The organism is Arthrobacter gallicola, from assembly GCF_014836775.1.
Classification (GTDB): domain Bacteria; phylum Actinomycetota; class Actinomycetes; order Actinomycetales; family Micrococcaceae; genus Arthrobacter_B; species Arthrobacter_B gallicola.
Map to the genome: position 1 here is coordinate 730,523 of NZ_JACSQD010000001.1, position 22,746 is coordinate 753,268.

At 63.5% G+C, this 22,746-nt stretch carries 23 protein-coding genes; 9 read left to right on the plus strand and 14 right to left on the minus strand.

Translation table 11 applies throughout. The annotated features are described in order from the left end of the window. The first annotated feature begins 122 nt into the window (after positions 1-122). Positions 123-1,400, plus strand: a complete 1,278-nt coding sequence (locus H9639_RS03290) for a Y-family DNA polymerase (protein WP_225219204.1) — start codon at positions 123-125, stop codon at positions 1,398-1,400. Positions 1,401-1,460: 60 nt separating this feature from the next. Here the strand turns inward: H9639_RS03290 and H9639_RS03295 are convergent, their stop codons facing one another. From H9639_RS03295 to H9639_RS03325, 7 genes are all read right to left on the minus strand, one after another. Continuing rightward, positions 1,461-3,047 carry a Na+/H+ antiporter gene (locus tag H9639_RS03295; RefSeq protein WP_191806668.1) on the minus strand — a complete coding sequence of 529 codons (1,587 nt, stop codon included), beginning with the start codon at positions 3,045-3,047 and terminating at the stop codon, positions 1,461-1,463. Between the two features lie 358 nt (positions 3,048-3,405). Then, a complete protein-coding gene (locus H9639_RS03300; protein ID WP_191806669.1) occupies positions 3,406-4,023 on the minus strand; it encodes a GNAT family N-acetyltransferase in 618 nt (205 codons plus the stop codon). A 40-nt stretch (positions 4,024-4,063) separates the two neighbouring features. Continuing rightward, positions 4,064-5,935, minus strand: coding sequence for a DUF222 domain-containing protein (locus tag H9639_RS17250; protein ID WP_191806670.1), 1,872 nt, complete (start codon positions 5,933-5,935; stop codon positions 4,064-4,066). 440 nt (positions 5,936-6,375) lie between these two features. Next, positions 6,376-6,960, minus strand: a complete 585-nt coding sequence (locus H9639_RS03310; protein ID WP_191806671.1) for a DnaJ family domain-containing protein — start codon at positions 6,958-6,960, stop codon at positions 6,376-6,378. A gap of 226 nt (positions 6,961-7,186) precedes the next feature. Then, positions 7,187-8,176, minus strand: a complete 990-nt coding sequence (locus H9639_RS03315; protein ID WP_191806672.1) for an aldo/keto reductase — start codon at positions 8,174-8,176, stop codon at positions 7,187-7,189. Between the two features lie 195 nt (positions 8,177-8,371). Then, positions 8,372-9,241, minus strand: coding sequence for an aldo/keto reductase (locus H9639_RS03320; RefSeq protein ID WP_191806673.1), 870 nt, complete (start codon positions 9,239-9,241; stop codon positions 8,372-8,374). 109 nt (positions 9,242-9,350) lie between these two features. Next, positions 9,351-9,884: a CGNR zinc finger domain-containing protein gene (locus H9639_RS03325; protein WP_191806674.1), complete on the minus strand. Its 534-nt coding sequence runs from the start codon at positions 9,882-9,884 to the stop codon at positions 9,351-9,353. Between the two features lie 383 nt (positions 9,885-10,267). On the opposite strand from H9639_RS03325, the gene H9639_RS03330 reads away from it, so the two are divergent. Next, on the plus strand, positions 10,268-11,101 hold the full coding sequence (locus tag H9639_RS03330) for an SDR family oxidoreductase (protein WP_191806675.1): 834 nt from the start codon (positions 10,268-10,270) through the stop codon (positions 11,099-11,101). A gap of 33 nt (positions 11,102-11,134) precedes the next feature. Here the strand turns inward: H9639_RS03330 and H9639_RS03335 are convergent, their stop codons facing one another. Then, positions 11,135-11,938, minus strand: coding sequence for a M15 family metallopeptidase (locus H9639_RS03335; RefSeq protein ID WP_191806676.1), 804 nt, complete (start codon positions 11,936-11,938; stop codon positions 11,135-11,137). 132 nt (positions 11,939-12,070) lie between these two features. Here H9639_RS03335 and H9639_RS03340 point away from each other — a divergent pair, with 132 nt between their 5' ends. Further along, positions 12,071-12,361, plus strand: coding sequence for a hypothetical protein (locus tag H9639_RS03340; protein WP_191806677.1), 291 nt, complete (start codon positions 12,071-12,073; stop codon positions 12,359-12,361). A gap of 106 nt (positions 12,362-12,467) precedes the next feature. Here the strand turns inward: H9639_RS03340 and H9639_RS03345 are convergent, their stop codons facing one another. After that, positions 12,468-12,893, minus strand: a complete 426-nt coding sequence (locus H9639_RS03345; protein WP_191806678.1) for a VOC family protein — start codon at positions 12,891-12,893, stop codon at positions 12,468-12,470. A 119-nt stretch (positions 12,894-13,012) separates the two neighbouring features. Here H9639_RS03345 and H9639_RS03350 point away from each other — a divergent pair, with 119 nt between their 5' ends. The 4 genes from H9639_RS03350 (at position 13,013) to H9639_RS03365 (ending at position 15,357) form a co-directional block, all read left to right on the plus strand. Beyond that, on the plus strand, positions 13,013-13,993 hold the full coding sequence (locus H9639_RS03350) for a helix-turn-helix transcriptional regulator (protein ID WP_191806679.1): 981 nt from the start codon (positions 13,013-13,015) through the stop codon (positions 13,991-13,993). A gap of 9 nt (positions 13,994-14,002) precedes the next feature. Further along, positions 14,003-14,374: a serine/threonine protein phosphatase gene (locus H9639_RS03355; protein WP_191806680.1), complete on the plus strand. Its 372-nt coding sequence runs from the start codon at positions 14,003-14,005 to the stop codon at positions 14,372-14,374. 78 nt (positions 14,375-14,452) lie between these two features. Then, positions 14,453-14,875, plus strand: coding sequence for an alternative ribosome rescue aminoacyl-tRNA hydrolase ArfB (arfB, locus tag H9639_RS03360; protein ID WP_191806681.1), 423 nt, complete (start codon positions 14,453-14,455; stop codon positions 14,873-14,875). Positions 14,876-14,925: 50 nt separating this feature from the next. Further along, the gene (locus tag H9639_RS03365; RefSeq protein WP_191806682.1) at positions 14,926-15,357 is read left to right on the plus strand and encodes a hypothetical protein; all 432 of its coding nucleotides are present in this window, start codon (positions 14,926-14,928) and stop codon (positions 15,355-15,357) included. Positions 15,358-15,585: 228 nt separating this feature from the next. On the opposite strand, the gene nrdF is transcribed toward H9639_RS03365, so the two are convergent. From nrdF to nrdH, 4 genes are all read right to left on the minus strand, one after another. Next, a complete protein-coding gene (gene nrdF / locus H9639_RS03370; RefSeq protein ID WP_191806683.1) occupies positions 15,586-16,560 on the minus strand; it encodes a class 1b ribonucleoside-diphosphate reductase subunit beta in 975 nt (324 codons plus the stop codon). 45 nt (positions 16,561-16,605) lie between these two features. Next, positions 16,606-18,744, minus strand: a complete 2,139-nt coding sequence (gene nrdE, locus H9639_RS03375) for a class 1b ribonucleoside-diphosphate reductase subunit alpha (protein ID WP_191806684.1) — start codon at positions 18,742-18,744, stop codon at positions 16,606-16,608. Then, a complete protein-coding gene (gene nrdI / locus H9639_RS03380; protein WP_225219085.1) occupies positions 18,741-19,298 on the minus strand; it encodes a class Ib ribonucleoside-diphosphate reductase assembly flavoprotein NrdI in 558 nt (185 codons plus the stop codon). The genes nrdE and nrdI overlap by 4 nt, the downstream gene beginning before the upstream one ends. 163 nt (positions 19,299-19,461) lie before the next feature. Continuing rightward, positions 19,462-19,707: a glutaredoxin-like protein NrdH gene (gene nrdH, locus H9639_RS03385; protein WP_191806895.1), complete on the minus strand. Its 246-nt coding sequence runs from the start codon at positions 19,705-19,707 to the stop codon at positions 19,462-19,464. 362 nt (positions 19,708-20,069) lie between these two features. On the opposite strand from nrdH, the gene H9639_RS03390 reads away from it, so the two are divergent. After that, positions 20,070-21,008 carry a LysR family transcriptional regulator gene (locus H9639_RS03390; protein WP_191806685.1) on the plus strand — a complete coding sequence of 313 codons (939 nt, stop codon included), beginning with the start codon at positions 20,070-20,072 and terminating at the stop codon, positions 21,006-21,008. Positions 21,009-21,113: 105 nt separating this feature from the next. Beyond that, the gene (locus H9639_RS03395; protein WP_225219086.1) at positions 21,114-22,208 is read left to right on the plus strand and encodes an FUSC family protein; all 1,095 of its coding nucleotides are present in this window, start codon (positions 21,114-21,116) and stop codon (positions 22,206-22,208) included. Between the two features lie 6 nt (positions 22,209-22,214). Here H9639_RS03395 and H9639_RS03400 read toward each other — a convergent pair whose 3' ends face one another. Continuing rightward, positions 22,215-22,697, minus strand: a complete 483-nt coding sequence (locus H9639_RS03400) for a DUF2975 domain-containing protein (protein WP_191806686.1) — start codon at positions 22,695-22,697, stop codon at positions 22,215-22,217. Positions 22,698-22,746: the final 49 nt, after the last annotated feature.

Genomic DNA, 22,746 nt, shown 5'->3' on the forward strand with positions numbered 1-22,746 from the left:
GCACCGAAGAACCCGTCCCCGTTGCGGGTTCACCGGCTGAGGCCGCCGCGGCGGGAGATACCAGCAAAAGCGCAGGTTTCTGCACTGGTACCGGGGCCGCTCGGCCGGGACCGCTTCAGCAGCTGCACCGGATTGCGCTGGTGGACGTCAATAGTTTCTATGTCTCCTGCGAGCGCGCGTTCGATCCGGCGCTCGCAGGAATTCCGGTAGTGGTCCTCTCCAACAATGACGGCTGTGTGGTCGCCCGCTCCGATGAGGCCAAGGCACTGGGCATCAAGACCGGCGAACCGTGGTTCAAACTCGCAGACGCCGCTCCGCACCTTGGCCTGGTCCAGCGTTCCAGCAACTACGAGCTCTACGGCGACCTGAGCTCACGGGTCATGGAACTTCTGGGCCGGTACGCGCTCTGGCAGGAGGTTTACTCCATCGACGAGTCCTTTCTGGGCCTGGCGGGTACGGCAGAGGAACTGGACACACAGGGCGCGGACATCCGTGCCGCCGTCGCCCGTCACACCGGCCTGCCGGTCTGCGTGGGCATCGGAACCACTAAAACCCTTGCGAAGTTTGCCAACCGGATCGCCAAGCAGAACAAACATCTGGGCGGAGTGTGCAGCCTGGACACCATGGATCCGGAGGTGGTGGAGACCATCATGTCCCGTGTTCCGGTGACCGGGCTTTGGGGTGTGGGCGCCAAACTGGGCAAGCGTCTGGGTGCGTTGGGCATCCGCAGTGTCGCGGATCTCAAGGCGGCCGATCCGGCTCTGATCCGCAGCCGCTTCTCCGTCACACTGCAACGTACAGTCCTTGAACTCAACGGCACCTCCTGTCTGCCGCTCGAGGAAGAACGCGCCGACCGGCAGCAGCTGATCTTCTCCCGCAGCTTTTCGGTTCCGGTGACGACGGCGGCTGAGATGCGGCAGGTGATGAGTATCTATGCCCAGCAGGCTGCGGCCCGGCTGGAACGCGAGGGGCAGCAGGCGCGGGTGCTGACCGCCTATGCCGGCACTTCGCACTTCAGCCAGAAGGCGGCGTCGTTCCCGTCCGTGACGGTGCGGCTGCAGAGCCCAACGTCTGATCCCGTGGTGCTGACCCGGGCGGCTGTCGGCGCGCTGGAGGACTCCATTCTGGAAGGCGTTCCGTATACGAAGGCAGGAGTGATGCTCAGCGGCCTGTCCGATGCCGGAGCGCAGCCGGTGTTTGACGAATTTGTCTCCGCCCACGAGCACCGGCATATCGGTGAACTCCTGGGGAAGGTTGCGGATAAGTACGGTGCTGCCAGCATCGGCCTGGGTCTGGCGGGCCTCTCCAGCACGAAACCGGACTGGACCATGTCCCGGAAGTTCTTCTCACCGCGCTACACCACCGATTGGGATGAGCTGCCTGTCGTCAGGGCCCGCTGAGCCGGGTTTGCCCGGCTACCGGAGCCGCTTCACCTGGCGTCTCACTTACCCGGCTTCTCATCATTCGCTGAAATCGGGCCGGGTCAAGGCCAGTTCCTCGACGTCGAGCCGTGCTTCGAGAAGGCGCAGCACTCTGTCGTCGATGGTTCGTTCGTCGCGCAGGCGGACTATCACGGCCCGTTTACGTGCCAGCAGTGCCAGCCGCAGAGCCTGGTCCTGTGCCCTCCGCTGCAGGAGCGGTTTTTCGTCACCGGTACCGGAATCGGCGCGCAGCACCCGCAGGTGGTGCCGGTATTCGCGGACGAGGCGGTGCTCTACTTCCGGGTCTGTCCCGAGCTGCGCGGCGAGCCGGGGAATAGCGAGCAGGCCATCCTCTGTAGCCCGGACTTCGGCGAGCCGGCGTTCTTCTTCCATTGTGGTGTCGTGCGGAAGTCTGGCCCATTTGGCCACGAGGGGAAGGAGCGGGCCCTGCACTGTGAGTGTCACGACGATGACTCCCGCGGTGACGAAGATGATCAGCCCGCGGTTCGGGAAGGGGGTTCCTGCTGCGGTGAGGAGAGGAACACCAAGCGCGGCTGCCAGCGACACGGCTCCGCGGAACCCTGCCATGCCGCTGACGACTCTGGCACGGTTGCTTTCCTGCCGCACTCCTGCGGTTTGGCGGCGGGCCAGCAGGCGGAGCAGGTATTCGGATCCGAACAGGTAGGCGAAGCGAACCGCAATCAGTACTGCTGACACAACGGCCACTGCCAGCAGTCCCAGCGCTATCTGTCCACCGTTGAGGATTCGTACCACCGCATGCAGTTCGATTCCGATCAGTGCGAAGAGAGCAGCGTTGATCATGAAGGTGGAGAAGGACCAGAATGCCTGTGCTCGGCGGCGGGCAAGTGCTGACGTGATCCGGGGCCCTGCCTGGCTCATGATCAATCCGACGACGACGACGGCCAGTACACCTGATCCTCCGAATTCCTCGGCCAGCAGGAAGGCGGAAAAGGGTGTGAGAAAGGTGATCACGTTGCTGAGGAGAGGGTCTGTGACCCGCTTTCGCACCCAGATTCCGATCCAGGCCACGAGGAATCCGGCTGCCGCTCCTCCCACATAGGCCAGGACCAGCAGACCTGAAACAGACTGTGGAGTGTAGTCGCCGTCTCCCGCTACGATTCCCACGGCGACCGCGTAAATCACGAGTGCGGTTCCGTCGTTTACCAGGCTTTCGGCCCGCAGCAGGGTGATGCTGCGGTGTGGCAGCATTTTCGCCAGGGCTGAGACTGCTGTGGCGTCGGTGGGTGCGACGGCGGCTCCCAGTACCCAGGCAGGTCCCCAGGGCACGCCCAGGGCATGGGCTGCCGCTGCCACGCCTGCTGCGGTGGCGACCACGAGTCCGGTACTCATAAGGATGATGCCCAGTTGGTTGCTGCGGATTTCCCGTAGTGATGTGGTCAGGCATTCCCAGTAGAGCAGTGCCGGAAGGAAGATCAGCAGCACAATTTCCGAAGGCAGCTCTACCTCTCTGAATGCTGGTACAAACCCCAGCATGACGCCCCAGCCGAGCAGTAGAAGCGGGGCTCCGATGCGCAGGTGAGGTGCTGCCAGGAAGCAGACCAGGATGGCCACTCCGAGGGCTACAACAAGTTCCAGACCCAGCACGGGCTACCTCCTGCTGTTCGTCCCAGAGGTCGGACGCTATTTCAGTCTGGCAACCGTGTCCGTCTGAGTCGAGGGCTGGTGCGGGTTGGGTGAGGTGTCGGGCTGTGGGTAGCCGGCAGGCGCGGGGCCCGGGCGCGTAGCGTGGGGCCGGGCGGCGGCAGCGGCGCAAGCCTGGTCGGGCGGGTAGCGTGGGGCCGGCGGCGGCAGCGGCGCAAGCCTGGTTGGGCGGGTAGCGTGGGGCCGGGCGGGGCCCGGCGGGTAACGCACCGCGCGGGGCTGGGCTGTGGGTAGCGCGGGGCTGGGCATACGCGTAGTCGTCTCCCGGTCGTCCCGGTATGCGCCGTGCGCGGTCCCAGGTCTATCGGGGGTTTCTCAGCATCGACCAGACGAGCTGGCCGCCGCTGGGCATCTCCGAAACAGCCCAGACCACAAAACCGAGCCGGCGATAGAATTCCAGGTTCGATTCGGCGGAAGTCTCCAGCCCAACGGGCCGGCTGTGGGCATCCGCATTGTGGAGAAGCGCTTCCATCAGTGCTGTGCCCAGACCCGTTCCCTGTTTTGAAGGTGCGACACCGATAGTCGCCAGCGTCCAGGTGCCATCGGGCTGCTGCGGCAGTTCTGTCTGGAGCCGTCGACCTGCCTCGCCATGCAGTGCAGACAGCTTGTCCACGAGTTCCTGAGGGAGTTCCGCCGCGTCCGGAGGCAGCAGCACTGCCACGCCCGCGAGGTCGCCGTCTGTCCAGATCTCTCCCTGAGGCAGGGCGACATGCTTGAGATACAGCCGGTGGATAGCAGCGATCCGAGCCTCACGGCGATCGCTGTCCACAGTCCAATTGGTCCATGCGTAGTCTGCGAATGCTTCAGCCAGAACCGCTGCCAGGGTGGTTATCTCGGCATCGGAAGCCTCTGTCATTCGGCGGATGGACATGAGTCTCCTTGGCTTTTCGGGATTCCCGGGCAGTGTGCTGTTATCCATGTGTTGACCCTCTGAAGACCAACCTTGAAGCAGACCACGTTTAGAAGGGCGGCGGCTCATCGGGTGGTCTCTCATCTGAAGAAACCTCATCATTGGATGTCGCTGTAAAGGCAGCCACCGGCTGTGCAGAGAAATCCTGCTCTGTGTACGCCAGTATGGGTCCAGTGCGGTAGGTACGCCCCACCGGTGAGGTCCATTCAATAGTGCCGGCTTCAGGTTGCCGCGCCCTCCAGTGCCCCAGCGTCTTGAACCTATGGTGTTTGGGGCACAAGTGCTCAAGGTTGGAATGATCAGTAGCTCCACCCTGCGCCCATGGAAGAGTGTGATCGATTTGAGCAGCACGAACATTGACCCCGCATCCGGGAAAACGACAGGTCCCGTCCCTGGCCTGTAACCAGCGCTTCAGCCCGGAAGGTATCCGCCGGCGCCGGCCGACCGCAAGAATTTCACCAGTCCGGGGATCCTGCGCCAGCGGAGTCCAGCTCAGCGCTTCCTGCACCATCCGTCTACCGGTTTCCGGGCTCAGCGGACCGTACCCATTGAGCTCTGCAGGTGCATCGTTGAGGCCAACGAGGGTATCGGCATTAATCAGCACCATCACTTCTGTCTTGATTCCGTTGCGCTTTCGGGCGCGGCCACGGTTCGTACCGGTCCTTCCTAGAGGTGCTCCCTGCTCGGCGTCGCGGGGCGCTCGGCGTCCGGCATCCGGGGCTGCTCCGCGCTCGCCTTCCAGGGGCGAACCGCGTCCTGCGTTGCGGGGCGCTCCGTGTCTCGTACCCCGGCGTGCTCCTTGTTCTGCGTCGCGGGGCGCTCCCCCATCTGGGACTTGGGGCCTTCCGATTGGCGTTTCCCGCCGCTCACCCCCGGTCTCCGATGGTTCCTGAGGCGCCCGGGTCCACCTCGAAGGACCAGTCACGGCAGTTTGGTCCTTCCCGTTCGTGACGAAACCTTCGCCGAGCAGCGCAGAGCCGAGAATGTCAGCACGCAGCTGGTCCATGGTGCGGGTGTCACCTGCTGTTTTCTCACCCCGCGCCGCTGCGGACAGTGCCGTGTAAAGTGCCTGTCCTTTTTCAGCAGCAAGGAACGCAGACACACAGGACATCCCGTCGGGAAGCGGCTCGAAGCAGACCCGCCGCCGGGACAATGCCTCCCTGTGCCTGACTTGAATGGTCTCTGGAAACAGTGACTCGCGCAGCCTTCGAGCCTTTGCCGTGAAGCGCGCGGCAGTCAGGCCTTCGGCATGACCCAGAAGATCCACCTCAAATCTTGCACGCACCCCTCGATGGCAGGTCCCTTCCCCATCGTCAGGCCCCTGGTCCGGATCCGCACCCGGCTCTAAGCCCTCGTCTGAATGCGGATCCGGCTGCTGTGACGGCACATCCGGAACGGACTGCACCTCCTCGAGCACCGCCCTGGTGTGCTGGTAACTGATTTTTCCCTCGGAAAGCCGGCCCAGGGTCAGCAGATGTTCTGATGTGAGGCTGTGGGACTCGTTGACCAGGCGCAGCGCGCTCATATGGGGCAGGCGTAGCAGGGCACCTACCTCAGCTGCCGCGAGGCTCTGTGCCCACCCCGGGTCTTCCCGACCGGAAGCGTCCGCGATGTCCCGGGCGAAGAGCGTCTCGATCCGCGCAACAACCTGGGCCTGCTGTGCCTGGGCCCAACAGATGAGGGCTGCGAGCCTCGTCAGGGTGTCTCCCGCTTCTTCGGCATTCAGGAGTTCAGGTCCTCCGAGCGACAACTTCCCCTCGAACCCATCGGGCAGCGCGGTGTCCGTCCCGCTCCAGACAGTGGGCTTGGCAAGGAAAACCGGAGAAGGGGCCGCACTGGAGCGGCTGGAAGGGCTGGAAGTCCGGCTCGAACCCGGGTTCGAAAACGGACTCGAGGATGATGGTCCCGAAGAACGGTTCATAACCCAAGGTTTTCATCCGGCACTGACATTCCAAGGCGGAAATCGGCTCTTTTCGGCATGCTCAATTACGGGACATTTGTCGCTGGTACTTGTTTTTGACTCCGCGGTGAGGGAGGCCGGTCAACGGCTCAGGCCTCGGGCAGGACGCACACGGGATCCAGCGCCATACGGGCAGGACCCGCACGGTATCCAGAGCCATATGGGTCGGACCCACGGTATCCAGCCGCATCCGGCCGACCGGGCCGCCGGGCCGCCGGAGCGCCGGGGCGGGCCCACAGCCTCCAGAAACCGCCAGCGATCCCTTCGCCGACCCCGCCACCAGGCCCCACCCCGCCAGCCAACATCCCGACGCCAACACGCCCCCAGCCAGCAGCCACCAGGCCCCACACCGCCAGCCAAGACGCCCCCAGGCCCCACACCACCAGCCAACATCCCGCCCGCTACCGCAGCCGCCAGCCGAACCGCCGCCACCACGGCTTCGGCGGATCCGGAACGGCAGGTGCAGGCTCTGCAGCGGCTCTGCGTTCCCTCCAGCGCTGGACCTCCGTGTCGACGTCGCGCAGTTGGGTTATTACCGGAGGCCCACCAAGCAGCTGCCTTCGGGCTTCAATGATGCGCGCGTTGAAGTCCTCCACTGCCTCCCGGACCAACGACGCGGAGGGCTTCGCATCGAGACGGCTGTCCAACTCGGCATCCTCAACACGCAGCAGGAGGGCAGGAGGTCCCAGACCGCTCAGGTTCTCGCGCTGGATGAGTCCCTTGATCCACCAGTCCGGATCGTGTCCGTCGCCGATTCCGGGGATGGGTTTTCCTGCATATTGGAGGTTGTCGAACTCGCCCCGCTGCATGGCGTCCCGGATCAGATAGTCCGCCCGGTCCCCCGGATCAACCAGCGCCTTCCTGCGCCGCAGATCGGCCTCTTCCGGCGTCTCCTCAGCCTCCTGCTGGTCCAACGCTCCGGAGGCACGAAGCCTGGCGGCCCGCTCCATCCGCCGGCGGTAAGCATCAGCTCCCCGGTTGCCCATCCTGCCCGTTCCTCCATTTCTGCCGTTTCTGCCGTTTCTGCCGCCGCAACCGTCCCGCCCGTTTCAGCCGCGAATGCAGTTCCAGCCGCCGCAGCCACTCCAGCCACTCCAGCCGCCCCGACCGTTCCCACCGCTGCCCCGGCAGCCATCCCAGCCGCCCGCTCAGGTGCGGATGCACCTCATCATTTCAACGTACGACGGCGCCCGGCAGCCACAGCCCCCGACCCTACCTGTCGATCGTTTTCTCAAGCTCTTCCGGATAGCGCGCCCCCTGAACCGGAATCCGCAGGACAGCCTCACCAATGTCCCGAAGATCATGTTCGGTAAGCTCCACCGCGGCTGTTTCCAGATTTTCTTCCAGCCGTTCCAGTTTCCGGGTCCCGGGAATAGGCACAATCCACGGTTTCTGGGCCAGCAGCCAGGCAAGAGCGATCTGTGCCGGTGTGGCATCCTTAGCCGCTGCGATCCGCTCCAGCTGCTCAATCACCGCCTGGTTCGCTGCCCGGGCTTCAGGGGCGAACCGCGGGAGCCGTCCGCGCATATCTCCGGCAGCAAACTCCGTGTCAGGCGTTATTTTGCCGGTGAGGAATCCGCGGCCAAGCGGACTGAAAGGAACAAAGCCAATACCGAGCTCCTCACAGGCCGGCAGCACACGCCGCTCCGGATCCCGCCACCAAAGCGAGTATTCACTCTGCACAGCAGTCACCGGCTGAACCGCGTTCGCCGCACGGATGGTTGCGTCCGACGCTTCGGAGAGCCCAAAGTGCTTGACCTTCCCCTCCACAATCAGCTCCTTGACGGTTCCGGCGACGTCCTCAATGGGAACTCCGGGATCCACCCGATGCTGGTACAGAAGGTCTATGGCTTCCACTCCCAGCCGCCGGAGCGAGCCGTCAACGGCTTCACGGATGTGCTTGGGGCTGCTGTCCAGCCCAACCTGACGCCCGTCGCTGTTAATCCTGAACCCGAACTTGGTGGCAATGGTGACCCGTCCCCGGTAGGGCGCCAGAGCCTCGCCCACCATAACCTCGTTGCTGTACGGCCCGTAGACCTCCGCCGTGTCGAACAGAGTCACTCCCCGGTCCACAGCAGTGCGGATGAGACTGATGGCAGCTTCGCGGGAGCCGGACGGACCATAGCCCTGGCTGAAGCCCATACACCCCAGCCCCAGCTCCGACACCCGAAGCCCGTCCGCCCCAAGTTCACGCGCTTTCATCCGTCTCTCCCCTTCGCTGGGCCCGGCCGTGGCAGGATCAGGAACGACGGCGGCTGGCTGGCACCGCTTTTCGTACCCCGTTGGTTTCTTCCACCCTGCGCGCAGGGAGCAGGAGCGTCAACCGTTGCCGGAACCAGCACGGGTGAAGCACGGGTGAAGCGCGCGAGCTGCGTAAGCTACCGGTGGCCTGTGACGTTAGGACCGGGTGATCTCCTGCGGGTTCGGTCCTCCGCGGATTCCGGTGTCCAACGCATTGATATCCGACAGCTCGGGCGCGGTGAGCGAAAAATCGAAAATATCGATATTCTCCGCAATCCGCTTGGGGGTGACCGATTTTGGAATCGCGCAGATCCCCAGCTGGACGTGCCAGCGCAGGATCACCTGCGCCGGTGTTTTGTGATACTTGGCAGCCAGGGCCGTGATCACAGGATCGTGCAGCGGGTCCTTCAGCTCGCCGGAATTGGGCCAGTACCGGTTCACGCCGCCGATCGGCGACCACGCTTCCGTGAGTATCCCGGCCTCCAGATTAAAGGTGCGGATATCCGGCTGGCTGAAGTAGGGATGCACCTGGATCTGGTTTACCGCGGGAACGACGTCGGTGCGCGCCAGCAGCTCGGCCAGCTCCCCGGTGTCGAAGTTGCACACTCCTATGGCCCGGACCCTGCCCTGCTCGTAGAGCGTCTGCAGAGCCTGATAGGCGGCCACAGTGGCATCAAAATCCGACGGCAGCGGCTGGTGCAGCAGGTACAGGTCCAGATAGTCGAGCCCCAGTCTGCCCAGGCTCGCGTCGAAGGCTCGCAGGGCCGAGTCGTAGCCGTAGTCATCCACCCACAATTTGGTGGCGATGAACAGCCCGGCCCGGTCGACACCGGACTGGCTCAGAGCCGAACCAACTTCCACCTCATTCTGGTAGGCGGCTGCGGTGTCGATCAGCCGGTAGCCGTTGGCCAGTGCGGTCTCCACGGCCACTGTTGTCCGCGCCGGAGGGCTGCGGTACACCCCAAATCCCAGGGCGGGGATCGCTGTCTGGTTGTTCAAGGTCAGCATCGGCATGATTCCGGTCATGGCAGGTTCTCCGATTCGGACAGAGCTTGTCCCCCAGTGTCCCCCACCGTCCCGCCGCTGGACAGGGTGGGCACTCTGGTTTCCCTGCCGGAGCACCACAGCAGCTGTCTTACGGATGCAGGGCCCGGTGCCTGCGTACAGCCGCCCGGTTCCCGCACCGCACGGAACAATACCGCTGCCGCCCGTTACGGGTGACATCCACAACGACGTTCCGGCAGGAGTCACCGGGCGCGAGCCCAGCCTCGCACCGGCCCAACCGGGTCATTCCCCGGGTGGTCAGATGCAGCGCCGTTCCCACGCTGATCACCGCCAGGAGCACCTCCGCCAGTGACTGCCCATCGTCCCGGTAATGCAGGTGCCAGCCTTCGCCGTCGTGATCCGTAAGCCGGGGGTACGCTGCGGCGTCCTTCATCAGGCCGTTGAGCAGGCGGGCACGCTGGTCCGCGCCGGGCGCGTCCACCACCGCCAGCCAGCGGTCGATAACCGTCCTGACCTCACGCTGATCCGCAGGCGTCTGCGAGAAAGCCATGGTCATACCGAAGTCCCGGGTCCTGGCCACGATGCCGTCACGTGTCCCGGGCCAGTCATTCGCCAGCGACGCTGCCAGCAGGACGGCGTACTCACCGTAAGGGTTGAGATGCATAACACCATTACAGCATGCTCAGAAGATGGAACCACGTAAACACCCGTCCCGCGTCCTCGCCCGCCAGGAGTGCGAACATGGCTGGATCACGGACTCACAGCACCGGACCTCCCTGGGAACAGTCGCCTACCGCAGATGCATCCGCTGAGGCGCCTATCGGGTGGAACTCGGCGAGCCCGGCTCCTGGCTGCCCGCATCCGCCCTCAGCCGTCCGGTCCCCGCAGCGGCAGGCTGCTGACCCGGGCTCCGGCATCCCACAGTTGTGAAGCTGTGCTGCGCACGCCAGACTAAGCGGGAGGCCGGGATCCGGTGCCCGGCCGGCTTCCCCGGGACCCGCACCCCGCGGCGCAGCAGCCCCAACCATACGGCGGACTGGAGCAGACATGACGGCGGACGTAATGGCAGTGATAGGCGTTGGCGGTATGGGCCAGGCGGTGGTGCGCCGGTCCGGGGCGGGCAGGAAGGTCCTCCTCGCCGACTACAACCAGGCACTCCTGGAAGGCGCCGTGGATTCAGCGCTCAGTGAGGGATACGACGTCGCCTCCCAGGTGGTGGATGTCTCCTCACGGGATTCAGTAGCAGCGTTGGCAGCTACCGCCCGGGAACTGGGTACGGTTACCGGGGTTGTGCACACGGCAGGACTTTCTCCCGTCCAGGCCACGGTGGAAGCCATCTGGAAAGTGGATCTGTTCGGTGTCGCTTTGGTGCTGGAGGAGTTCGAAAAGGTGATCGCCCGGGGTGGCGCCGGCGTCGTTATCTCCAGCATGTCCGCTTATCTGGCAGGAGGGCAGATTCCCGCTGACGCGCTCGCAGACCTCGCCGCCAAACCAGCTGATGACCTGCTGGGGCTGCCTTTCCTTACGGGAATCGACCACCCCGGGTACGCCTACAGTGTGGCCAAGCGGGCCAATCAGGCGCGGGTCCAGACGGCAAGTGTGCGCTGGGGCAGACGCGGTGCGCGGCTGAACAGCATCAGTCCCGGCGTCATTTCGACGCCGATGGGCCAGCAGGAACTCGCCGGTGAATCCGGGGCGCAGATGCGTGCCATGATCGAGGGCTCCGGCACCGGGAGGGTCGGCACCCCTGGCGACATTGCCAACGCTGCGGCGTTCCTGCTCAGTTCCGAGGCCGGTTTTATGACGGGTGCCGATCTGCTGGTCGACGGCGGTGTTGTGGCGGCGGTCGACGCCGGCCGGTGGAGCCAGGCAGCGGGATAACTGCCGGCCCCGCAGGCGTCCGGTCATGCTTGCTCAGTAGCCGGGGGCCGCCGGAAGGCCGGCGTACTCTTCCAAGGTGATTCCGGCGTCGAACAGTTTCTGTGCAACGTCCGGGCCCACGTAGCGGAGATGCCAGGGTTCGTAGGTGAACCCGGTGATATGTTCCGCGCCGTCCGGATACCGGATGATAAACCCGTACCGGTGGGCATTGGCTGCGGCCCAGGCCCCGGCGGGAGTGGCGGCGAAGCAGGACTGCAGTGAGCAGGCGCCGTCGTTATTGCCGATGTCCACTGCCAGTCCGGTCTGGTGCTCACTGAATCCCGCGCGGGCAGAGATGGCCTCGGCCGTGCTCACTCCGTAGTTCGTGGTGTAGGAGTCATGGAGCAGTCCCTGCGCATCCGCGGCCCGGAAGCCGCTGACCGCGGTCAGGCCGACGCCGGCCGCTGCGGCGTCGACGCTCATCTGCAGGTACGCGGACGCTGCCTCGGCGCGCAGCGGAACCCCTGCGGCATCGGCCAGGTCGGCGGGGACGTAGGCGCGGTCAGTCAGCGGGCGGTGTTTGTTGACCACAACGGTGAGGCTTTGCGCTGAGTCATAGTCCGGGGCTGGAGCACCGGCTTTGGACTCCGGGTCCGGCGTGGGAACGAAGGCCGGTGTTGGGGCTGTTCCGCTGGCGGCGCCCTCCGAAGCCGCGGCCCTGGTTGCGGAATCCGAGTCCGAGACAGGTGCACTGGTACTGAGATCCGGCTCCGGTGAAAACCAGGACAGGTATGCCAGCAGGCACAGGCAGACACACACGATCATGGCGATGTGTGTTTTTACGTGCTGACCCGGCATGCTTTTCCTCCCCCGCAACTTTCCCATAATCGCGGTCCCGGCGGGAGTACGGATGCGGGAGCGGAAAATGAACTATCCTCAAACCTCCCCTTTCCTCACAGAACCCAGTCCGCCGGAAAGAGATGGAGCCCCGTGACCGATCTGCAGTGCCCTGCAACCGCCGTCCTGCTTGAGGACCAGGTGCTTCCGCCGCCGTGGCTGAAGCGGCTGCCCGTGGCCGCCAGCTTCGAGTCGCCCGAACCGGGCACTGTGGATGCATTGGTTGAAGACTCCGCAGACCTGTTCCGCGGCGAAACGTTCGTGGTCCGCGCTCCGCTTGCTGAGCTGACAGAGATGCTGCGGCGGCGGGGACTGGCCGGCGCGATTCCCGCCATCCTTGAGGTCGATTCCGAGGGCTGGAGGCGGATTCCGCTCCCCTGCTAGTCCTTCCCCAAACGCCAGCCCACCGCTACGCCGCACCCCTAAACCGGAAAACCCGGCTCGGCAGGCTGAACCTGCCGAACCGGGCCATGGCCGAGACGCGGCTGGCTCAGGAAGCGTCCCACGGTACTGCCACATCAAGCACCCAGAGAACCCCGAAAGGATCCTTGAGCATGCCGTACAGCGGTGCGAAGCCGGACGGGCCGAGGTCTTCCACGATGGTGGAACCGGCTGAGAGCCTGTTCCACAGTTCGGTGATTTCGTCTGCTGAATCGCTGCGGACGGAGATGAACACCGGCTTTTCCCCCGGATCATAGGACGTTCCGGACGGCACGTCATACGCCATGATCCGAAACCCGTTCGCTCCCGTGACCTGGCCGAACTTGATCTGCTTTGCCTCCTCGGGGCTCTCCACGGAGTGCGCATCCTCGTTGGTGACGAGGACCAGATCGCCACCAAAAACGGACTGGTAGAACTCGAGTGCCTTCGCTGCGTCACCGCGGAAATTGAGGTGTGGGGTGGTCATTACGGACATGACGGCTCCTTAGCTGGTGCACCGCGGAGGGTGCGGAATCCCCGGGTTTTCCGGGTAAACACCACTCTCACAGCAGTAGAGGTCAGTTTCTGTCCTCCACTGGAACTACGATCAAAAACATGACAACAACTTCCCGGCTGCTGAATCTGCTGTCACTGCTGCAGACGCGGCGGGACTGGCCGGGCGAGGTCCTTGCCGGCCGTTTGGAGGTCAGCCACCGGACCGTCCGCCGTGACGTCGAGCGGCTGCGGAACCTGGGCTACCGCATCAGCGCGGTCAAAGGTCCGGACGGCGGCTACCGCCTCGATGCAGGCTCTGAACTGCCACCCCTGCTGTTCGACGATGACCAGGCCGTAGCCCTCGCCGTCGCCCTCCAGACCGCAGCCGCCAGCGGAGCCGGGATCGAGGAAGCGGCACTGCGTGCCCTGACAACCGTGCGGCAGGTCCTGCCCTCCCGCCTGCGCCACCGGATTGATGCCCTTGAGTTCACCGCCATTCCAACAGGACGCACAGCACCGGTGCCACCCGATGTGCTGATGACCCTTTCCGGCGCTGTCCATGCACGGGAGGTCCTGCGCTTCGATTACCAGACAGCGCAGCCGGAGGCACCGGATACACTGCCGGCTCCTCCCCGCCGGGTTGAACCCCATCATCTAGTCACGACCAGGGGGCACTGGTACCTGGTGGGGTGGGATCTGGGACGTGGGGATTGGCGGATCTTCCGGGCGGACCGGATCCTTCCCCGCACCCCCTCCGGACCCCGCTTCACCCCGCGGGAACTCCCGGGCGGAGATGTGCACCAGTTCGTGTCGGCACGGTTCAAGGGCTCCGCCGGCGGGAATGTGTGGCCCTGCACGGGCAGTGTGGTGCTGAGCCTGCCTGCCACCCGGGTGCTTCCCTTCGCCGGGGACGGGGTGGTTGAGGATCTCGGCACCGGGCAGTGCCGGCTGACGGCGGGTTCCTGGTCCTGGCTGTCGCTGGCGGCCTCATTCGGGCGGTTCGACACCGATATTCGGGTGATTAGTCCGCCGCAGCTCGCAGCAGCATTCGGGACTCTTGCCTCGCGGTTCGAAGCCGCGGCAGCAGACGCAACCCGCTAGGATCCTTCCATGCCTACGCCCCTGCCTCAGGAGAACACCTTCGACCACCTCCGCAGGCTCGACGGCGAGCATGTTGGCTACATCCACATGACGCCCGAGGGCGGCTTCGTCCCCTTCGACCTGCTGCACCGGCAGCGGGCCGAGCCCATGGAACTGGAGGACGCGGAGAGCCTGTTGGATGAACTGGGACTGCGGATGTTCACCGAGAACTGGTGGCTCGACGTCGACGGTGAGCGGATGCAGGTCCTGATCCAGGAAGTGCGGCGCGACCGGGTGCATGTAGCTCCGTCTGCAGAAGGTGCCATCGCCAAGTCTGCCGATATGCGGGACTCGGTGGAGCTTCTGCTGCCGACCGACCGGCTGCACCAGGAAAACCACTGACACAACTCCGGTGACACCGGCATTCGCGAGCTCGCCCTAGCGGCCACCGGCCCAGTGCTTTCATGCGACGCTGGAACCATGGATCTTTTGGTGTCATCGGAGCTGACGATTCCCGCCTCGGAACTTGAGTGGCGGTTCTCCCGTTCCTCCGGTCCGGGCGGCCAGCACGTCAACACCACGGACAGCCGGGTCGCCCTGTCCTGGAATGTCACGGACTCCGGAGCGCTGTCAGAGGACCAGCGCACAAAACTGCTCCAGCGTCTCAAACGCCGCATGATTGCCGGAACTCTGGTGGTGACAGCCTCCGAACAGCGCTCCCAGCTGCGTAACCGGGAGATCGCTCTGGCCAGGCTCGCCGGACTCGTGGCGGACGGGCTGGCACCAGCACCTGCCGCGCGCCGCCGGACCAAACCCACCCGCGGCTCCAACTACCGGCGCCTTGACGCAAAGAAGCAGCGCTCAGCAACCAAGCAGCAACGGCAGAAACCGCCGAGGGACTAGCCGAGAGAATCCAGCATCGCCCTTATTGAGTCCCCGCGCCGGAAGATTGCATGAAACCCTTCACGAAGTTCCTACTCCTCATCGCCACGGTCGGCGCTGTGATTGCTGCCGCTATATTTTTCTCCGGTCAAGCCCGTGCGGTTGATGAACGCCTCCCGGTCCCCGCACAGTTCGCAACCTCGGAGCACAGAGTCAGGGAAGTCGCGCCAGACAGCGGAACGAAGAAAGATTGGGAGTACGAGGATCCTTCAGGCAATAGCATGAAAATGTCGAAATGTGATGATTCCGGCTTTTTCTCGTCCAAAACCTGCTTTGAAACCGAAGATAAACTGGTGCGGTTCGAATATAGACACCGCAGCAAAGGCGGCATGACCCAAGAAATAATTACTTACGACGGCGTCGAGTACAAAGCTGAGTGCATCCGGAACGGTAGTTTCTGGGACTGGCATGTCAAAATGTACTGCGGATCAGAACCTCACTGAATTTCCCTCCTGCGGCAGTAGGCGCTGGCCGTCACCCGGCATCTCCGAGACGGCCGTGATGACAAGTTGCCTGACACTGGCCAACTAACCTGTCAGCTCATAGTAGAAACCCGCGGCACCGGACCTTTCGATCCGGTGCCGCGGGTTCTTACTGCGGATTTTTGAGTTCTTCGGCAGCCATAAGAAGGGCCGGCTGCGCTGTTGTTGCTGGAGGAACCCTCCGGGGAACTAGAAGTCCCAGTCGTCGTCTTCCGTGTTCACGGCCTTGCCGATCACGTAGGAAGAGCCCGAACCGGAGAAGAAGTCGTGGTTCTCATCCGCATTCGGAGACAGAGCCGAAAGGATCGCCGGGTTCACGTCCGTCAGAGTGGACGGGAACATGGCTTCGTAACCCAGGTTCATCAGCGCCTTGTTGGCGTTGTAGTGCAGGAACTTCTTGACGTCCTCAGCCAGGCCGACGCCGTCATACAGGTCATGCGTGTACTGGACTTCGTTTTCGTACAGCTCGTACAGCAGCTCGTACGTGTAGTCCTTCAGCTCGGCACGGCGTTCCTCGGACACAGTCTCCAGATTGCGCTGGAACTTGTAGCCGATGTAGTAGCCGTGGACGGCCTCGTCACGAATGATGAGACGGATCAGGTCTGCCGTGTTTGTGAGCTTGGCCCGGGAAGACCAGTACATCGGCAGGTAGAAACCGGAGTAGAAGAGGAACGATTCCAGCAGGGTGGAAGCCACCTTGCGCTTCAGGGGATCATCGCCGCGGTAGTAATCGTTGACGATCTGTGCCTTCTTCTGAAGGTTCTCGTTCTCCGTGGACCAGCGGAACGCCTCGTCAATCTCCTTGGTCGAGGCCAGGGTGGAGAAAATCGAGGAATAGCTCTTGGCGTGCACGGACTCCATAAACGCAATGTTCGTGTAGACCGCTTCCTCGTGCGGAGTGAGCGCATCCGGAATCAGCGAGACAGCACCAACGGTGGCCTGCATGGTGTCCAGCAGGGTCAGGCCGGTGAACACACGCATGGTCAGCTGCTGCTCTTCCGGAGTCAGCGTGTTCCACGACTGGACGTCGTTGGACAGCGGCACCTTCTCCGGCAGCCAGAAGTTATTGACCAGGCGGTTCCAGACTTCTACGTCCTTATCGTCCTGGATACGGTTCCAGTTGATCGCCTGCACGTGGTCGATCAGCTTCAGCTTCTCGGTCATTGAAATCCTTGTCTTGAACTCTTGAAGTAAGTAAAGGGGAAGCGCCTACAGCATGCAGGAGACGCAGCCCTCAACTTCGGTGCCTTCCAGGGCGAGCTGGCGCAGGCGGATGTAGTAGATGGTCTTGATGCCCTTGCGCCAGGCGTAGATCTGCGCCTTGTTGATGTCACGCGTGGTGGCGGTGTCCTTGAAGAACAGCGTCAGGGACAGGCCCTGGTCCACGTGCTGCGTGGCAGCAGCGTAGGTGTCGATGATCTTCTCGTAGCCAATTTCGTACGCATCCTGGTAGTACTCCAGGTTGTCGTTCGTCAGGTACGGAGCCGGGTAGTACACGCGGCCCAGCTTGCCTTCCTTGCGGATCTCGATCTTCGACGCCACCGGGTGGATGGAGGAGGTGGAGTTGTTGATGTAGGAGATCGAACCGGTCGGCGGGACGGCCTGCAGGTTCTGGTTGTAGATACCGTGCGCCATGACCGATTCACGCAGCGCGGCCCAGTCCTCCTGGGTGGGAATCTGCACGTTTTCGAACAGCTCACGAACCCGCTCGGTCTGCGGAACCCATTCCTGGTTCACGTACTTGTCGAAGAACTCGCCGGAGGCGTACTTGGACTTCTCGAAGCCGGCGAACGTACGGCCGGTTTCGATGGCCAGCAGGTTCGAGGCACGCACGGCGTGGTAAACGACCGTGTAGAAGTAGATGTTCGTGAAGTCGATACCCTCTTCGGAACCGTAGTGGACCCGCTCACGGGCCAGGTAACCGTGCAGGTTCATCTGACCCAGGCCAATGGCGTGAGACTGGTCGTTGCCACGGGCGATGGACGGAACCGAACCGATGTGGCTCATGTCCGAAACGGCGGTCAGGGTGCGGATAGCCGTTTCGATGGTCCGGCCGAAGTCCGGCGAATCCATGGTCTTGGCAATGTTCAGCGAACCCAGGTTGCAGGAAATGTCCTTGCCGGTCTCATCGTAGGAGAGATCGTCGTGGTACGTGGTGGGCTGGGAAACCTGGAGGATTTCCGAGCACAGGTTGGACATGATGATCTTGCCGTCGATCGGGTTTTCCCGGTTCACGGTGTCCTCGAACATGATGTACGGGTAGCCGGATTCGAACTGGATTTCGGCCAGCGTCTGGAAGAACTCGCGGGCCTTGATCTTGGTCTTCTTGATCCGGGAATCGTCCACCATCTCGTAGTACTTCTCGGTGACCGAGATGTCGGAGAACGGCATGCCGTAGACCTTTTCGACGTCGTACGGGGAGAACAGGTACATGTCCTCGTCCCGCTTGGCGAGTTCGAAGGTGATGTCCGGGATGACGACGCCGAGGGAGAGGGTCTTGATGCGGATCTTCTCGTCGGCGTTTTCCCGCTTAGTGTCCAGGAAGCGGTTGATGTCCGGGTGGTGCGCGTGCAGGTACACCGCGCCGGCACCCTGGCGGGCACCGAGCTGGTTGGCGTAGGAGAAGGAATCCTCAAGAAGCTTCATCACGGGGATAACGCCGGAGGACTGGTTCTCGATCTGCTTGATCGGCGCACCGACTTCGCGGATGTTCGTCAGCGCGAAGGCAACGCCGCCGCCGCGCTTGGAGAGCTGCAGCGCGGAGTTGATGGACCGGCCGATCGACTCCATGTTGTCTTCGATACGGAGCAGGAAGCAGGAGACCAGCTCGCCGCGCTGCTTCTTGCCGGCGTTCAGGAAGGTGGGAGTGGCAGGCTGGAAACGGCCCTCGATGATTTCATCGACGATCTGCTCGGCCAGCTGCTCGTTGCCGCGGGCCAGGTGCAGGGCAACCATGCAGACGCGGTCCTCGTAGCGCTCCAGGTACCGCTTGCCGTCGAACGTCTTGAGCGTGTACGAGGTGTAGAACTTGAACGCTCCCAGGAAGGTCTCGAAGCGGAACTTCTTCTTGTACGCGCGCTGGTACAGCTCGCGGATGAAGTTCATCGTGTACTGGTCCAGCGTCTCGCGCTCGTAGTACTCGTTCTTAACGAGGTAATCCAGCTTCTCTTCCAGGTCGTGGAAGAACACGGTGTTGTTGTTCACGTGCTGGAGGAAGTACTGGCGTGCAGCCGCACGGTCGGCGTCGAACTGGATTTCACCGTTCTTGCCGTAGAGGTTCAGCATGGCGTTGAGCTCGTGATAGCCCAGGCCCTTGTAGGCTTCCGGCAGCTCCTTGGAGTCCGTCATGCCGGCTTCTGCGACTGATGTGTCCAAAACTCTTCCAATCCTTGGTTTACTGTGGCGACGTCCTCGGACGTGCCCATGAGTTCAAATCGATAAAGCACGGGGACCTTGCATTTGACGGCAATGATGTCTGCCGCCAGGCAATAGTTCTCCCCGAAGTTTGTGTTGCCGGCGCCAATCACGCCCCGGATGAGGGAGCGGTTCTGCTCGACGTTCAGGAACTTGATGACCTGCTTGGGCACCGCTCCCCTGGCTGCGGCCCCTGGCTGCTCCGCCGTTCCTCCATAGGTGGGAAGGATCAGCACGTAGGGGCTGTGCGCAATCAGGGTAGGTGCACTGGTATGGAGCGGAATCCGGCCGGCCTCGCGTCCAAGTTTCTCCACGAACCGTCCGGTGTAGCCGGAGGCCGAGGTGAAAAACACGAGATCGGCACTGGTCTCCGGGTTGGATTCGGCAGCTGGACGCGGGTTCCCGGCACCTTCAGCGGCCCCGGAGGTCTCAGCAAGCCCTGCTGTTTCACCAACCCCTGCTCCCAGCATCGCGATTCCCAAAGTCATTGCGTCCTGCTTTTCTGCTGCGTCTTGGTCCTGCGTTTTGTACTGCTGCTTTTTTACTGCTGCTATTTTGTACCGCTGCGATTTTGTACTGCTGCGGTTCGGTGCTGCGGGATTCCCGCTTGGGATTCCCGCAGCTTAGTGGTTCCCGCAGCGGCCGCCTGTATTAGGCGACGGAAGTAACGCTGGCCTGGGCCAGTTCCTCGATCTTGTCGGGACGGAAACCGGACCAGGAATCCTGCTCGGTGACGACCACGGGGGCCTGCATAAACCCGAGTGCGCGGACGCGCTCAAGAGCCTCCGGATCCTGTGACATGTCCACGCTCTGGTAGGCGATGCCCTTCTTGTCCAAGGCGCGGTATGTTGCGTTGCACTGAACGCAGGAGGGCTTGGTGTAAACCGTGACGGTCATGGTGGTCTCCCCTTGATGAAGCATGATGATGCCTTTGAAGTCTGTCCCTAGATACTACATCCGGACACTACATCTAGTGCGCTGCCACGCGTCTTACCCCAAGATGATGTATTACAAGTATGTCATTCAACACGCTGTTCGTCCACAGTTTCTGCACAGGGGCGACCCCTTGATTTACGTGGTTTTCCGCTCCGCGGACGAGCTTTCTCCACAGCCTGTGGAAAGCGGATGCACAGCCTGTGGGGCTGCAGGAACGACTGCGTGTCGCCTGCCATGGGCGTGTCGCCCGTAGTAGGTGGCACCACTAGATATGGTGGTCGACGGCGGTCCAGGGCACCAAGGAGAGGAATCGAGGCGGCATCATGGTCAATCCGATCCATCTCAAGACCCTCCTGGAGGTGATCCGGTCCGGATCCTTCGCTGCTGCAGCAGTCCACCTGGGTTACACGCCGTCTGCCGTGTCCCAGCAGATGTCTGCGCTGGAGCGCGATACCGGCACCACGCTTTTCGAGCGCACGGCGCGTGCCGCTGTTCCCACGGAAGCCGCCGTCGTGATGTCCCGCCATGCCGCAAAGGTGCTGACGGACATGGATGCGCTGCTCGCCGCCGCAGCCCGGGCCGAAGCCGGCACTGAACATGTGCTGCGCCTGGGCATCTTCCCCAGCCTCGCCACCTTTGCCCTCCCCCGGCTGGTTGACTCCCCCGGCTGGCGGGACCTGGGCATCAACCTCAAGATCTTCGTCGCGGAGCCGGGCCAGACGATCCAGGGCCTGCGGTCAGGCGGAGAACTGGACGTGGCCCTGGTTTTCCAGGTGGGGCAGGGCGGACTCGCCTGGCCGGCAACCGTCACCCGTCAGTGGCTGGGTGACGATAATTTCCGGGTGGTCCTTCCTGCCCAGTGGGGCATCCAGCCCGGAGCCAAAGTCTCCGCCGAACAGCTTTCGGATATGCCCTGGATCATGCATCATCCGGGAACCCCGGATGCCGTTGTGATTGAACGGCTCTTTGCCAGCTGCGGGCTGCATCCCCGGGTCGCCGCGTACTGCGATGACTTCAACGCCAGCCTGGAAATGGCCGCCGCCGGCATCGGCGCCGCACTGGTGCCGGAGCTCGCGATGCGTGGGCGGCAGGACGGCGTCGTAGTCCTGGACGTCCCGGAGATCAGGCTGGCCCGCAGTATCTTTGCGCTGCTGCTCAATGACCGGCAGCTTCCCCGGACCCGCGTCTTCCTGGACCGGCTCGCCGAAGTTCTGCAGGGCATCAGCATCTCCCCTCATCCGGAACTTCCAGGCCGGAACTAAACTCGCAGGCCCGGCGGTTCACACCACACCCCGGGCTCCCGCCGCAGCATGTGGGGCAGCTCGCAGGAGTCGACGTCCCCCGCGGACAGCAGGCATACTGACCGGATGCCGCTTCGTGGGAAATCTCTGCCAAAACCGTCCATTGCGGCCGTGTCCAACCGGCTGACCGGGATGCTGCGCTACACCAGGCTCCAGCTTGCCGTGAAGGCTGCACTGGCCGTGGGCATCGCCTGGAGCGTGGCCCCCTTTGCCCCCGGGGCGGCGGCGGATTATCCGTACTATGCACCGCTGGGCGCGCTGGTGAGTATGTATCCCACCGTGTCAGGCTCCGCACGGGCCGGCATCCAGACGCTGATTGGATTGATCACCGGCATTGCGCTGGCCCTCGTGGCCCTGCTCTTTGGCGGCCCCACGGTCTGGTCGATCGCCCTGATTGTTGGTGTAGGTGTTCTCCTCGCAGGCATCCCGCGCCTCGGCGCCGGCCGCGACTACCTGCCCGTTGCGGCCTTGTTCGTCCTGGTCCTGGGCGGCGACAATGCCGACGGCTATTCCTACGGATACGCCGTCCAAATGGGAGTGGGCGTGTTGGTGGGGCTGGCCGTCAACGCGGTGGTCTTCCCGCCCCTGCACCTGAACGGTGCCGTAGACGGCCTGGCAGCCCTGCGGCTGAATCTTGCCAGGCAGCTGCGCGAAATGGGCACTGCGGTCGGCGAAACCTGGCCGCCGGAACACGAGGACTGGTCCAACCGGCGCACCGAACTAGTGGCGTTCAGCCGCGAAGTGCGCGAAGCAGTACAGCTGGCAGACTCCAGCAGGCACGGCAACCTCCGCCGACGCCGGCATCAGCGTGATCTCAGCGCCGACTTCCGGGCGCTGCGGGCCATGGAACGCGTGACACTCTACGTCGAGGACATGACGGAGGTGCTGGCAACCGCCATCTGGAAAACTCCGGAGATTACACCCGTTCCTTCAACGGTCTCGGAAGCACTGGAACGGGCACTGCTCGCCACCGCCGAAGCGGTGGAGACCTGGGATGCCGAAACGCAGGAGTACCAGGAGGCAGCAGATGCCGTCCAGGCGCTAGTGGTCCAGATGAACAGCGGAGCCTCACCGGATAGCCCGATGGACGCCACCGCGTCCCTGGCCATGAGCCTGCGCCGGATCATGCGCACCATCCGCACCGAGGAAGACCAGCCGTAGGGCATTTCAGAGCCGGACGCCGCGGTGTGCCCTGTATGGTGCCGGCGGCGGTCCCAGCCGGGCACGGAGGCTGAGGGACAACAGCGTCATCACTGTCCCGGCCATGACGGCGGAGCCCAGTGCAAACAGGGACGCCGGATTGCCCTGCTGCACCACGGCAAACATATGCCAGGCCAGCAGCACGGCCAGAACAGTTGCGGCGCCGCAGGCGAGAGCCATCACGGTTGCCCAGGCCTGCGCCCGGAGGGAGACGGCAGGGCCGGCGGGAATCAGCCCCACCAGGCACCAGGCGGCCAGCACGGCGGCTTGGACACAGGCGAGCCCGGAGATCACCACCGATACATACGGCAGCAACAGGTAGGCATACTCAGGGTAGGAGTCCGCCAGTTCCCTGCCCAGCGTAGGAACGAGCATGATCTGGGCCAGCAGGAGGAGCAGGAAAAACAGGGCCAGCAGGACCCGCAACTGCACCCGCACCGGTCGATTCATAAATCGATTATCAGTGCTTAGCTATCGATTTTCAATAGCTGGGTGTGAC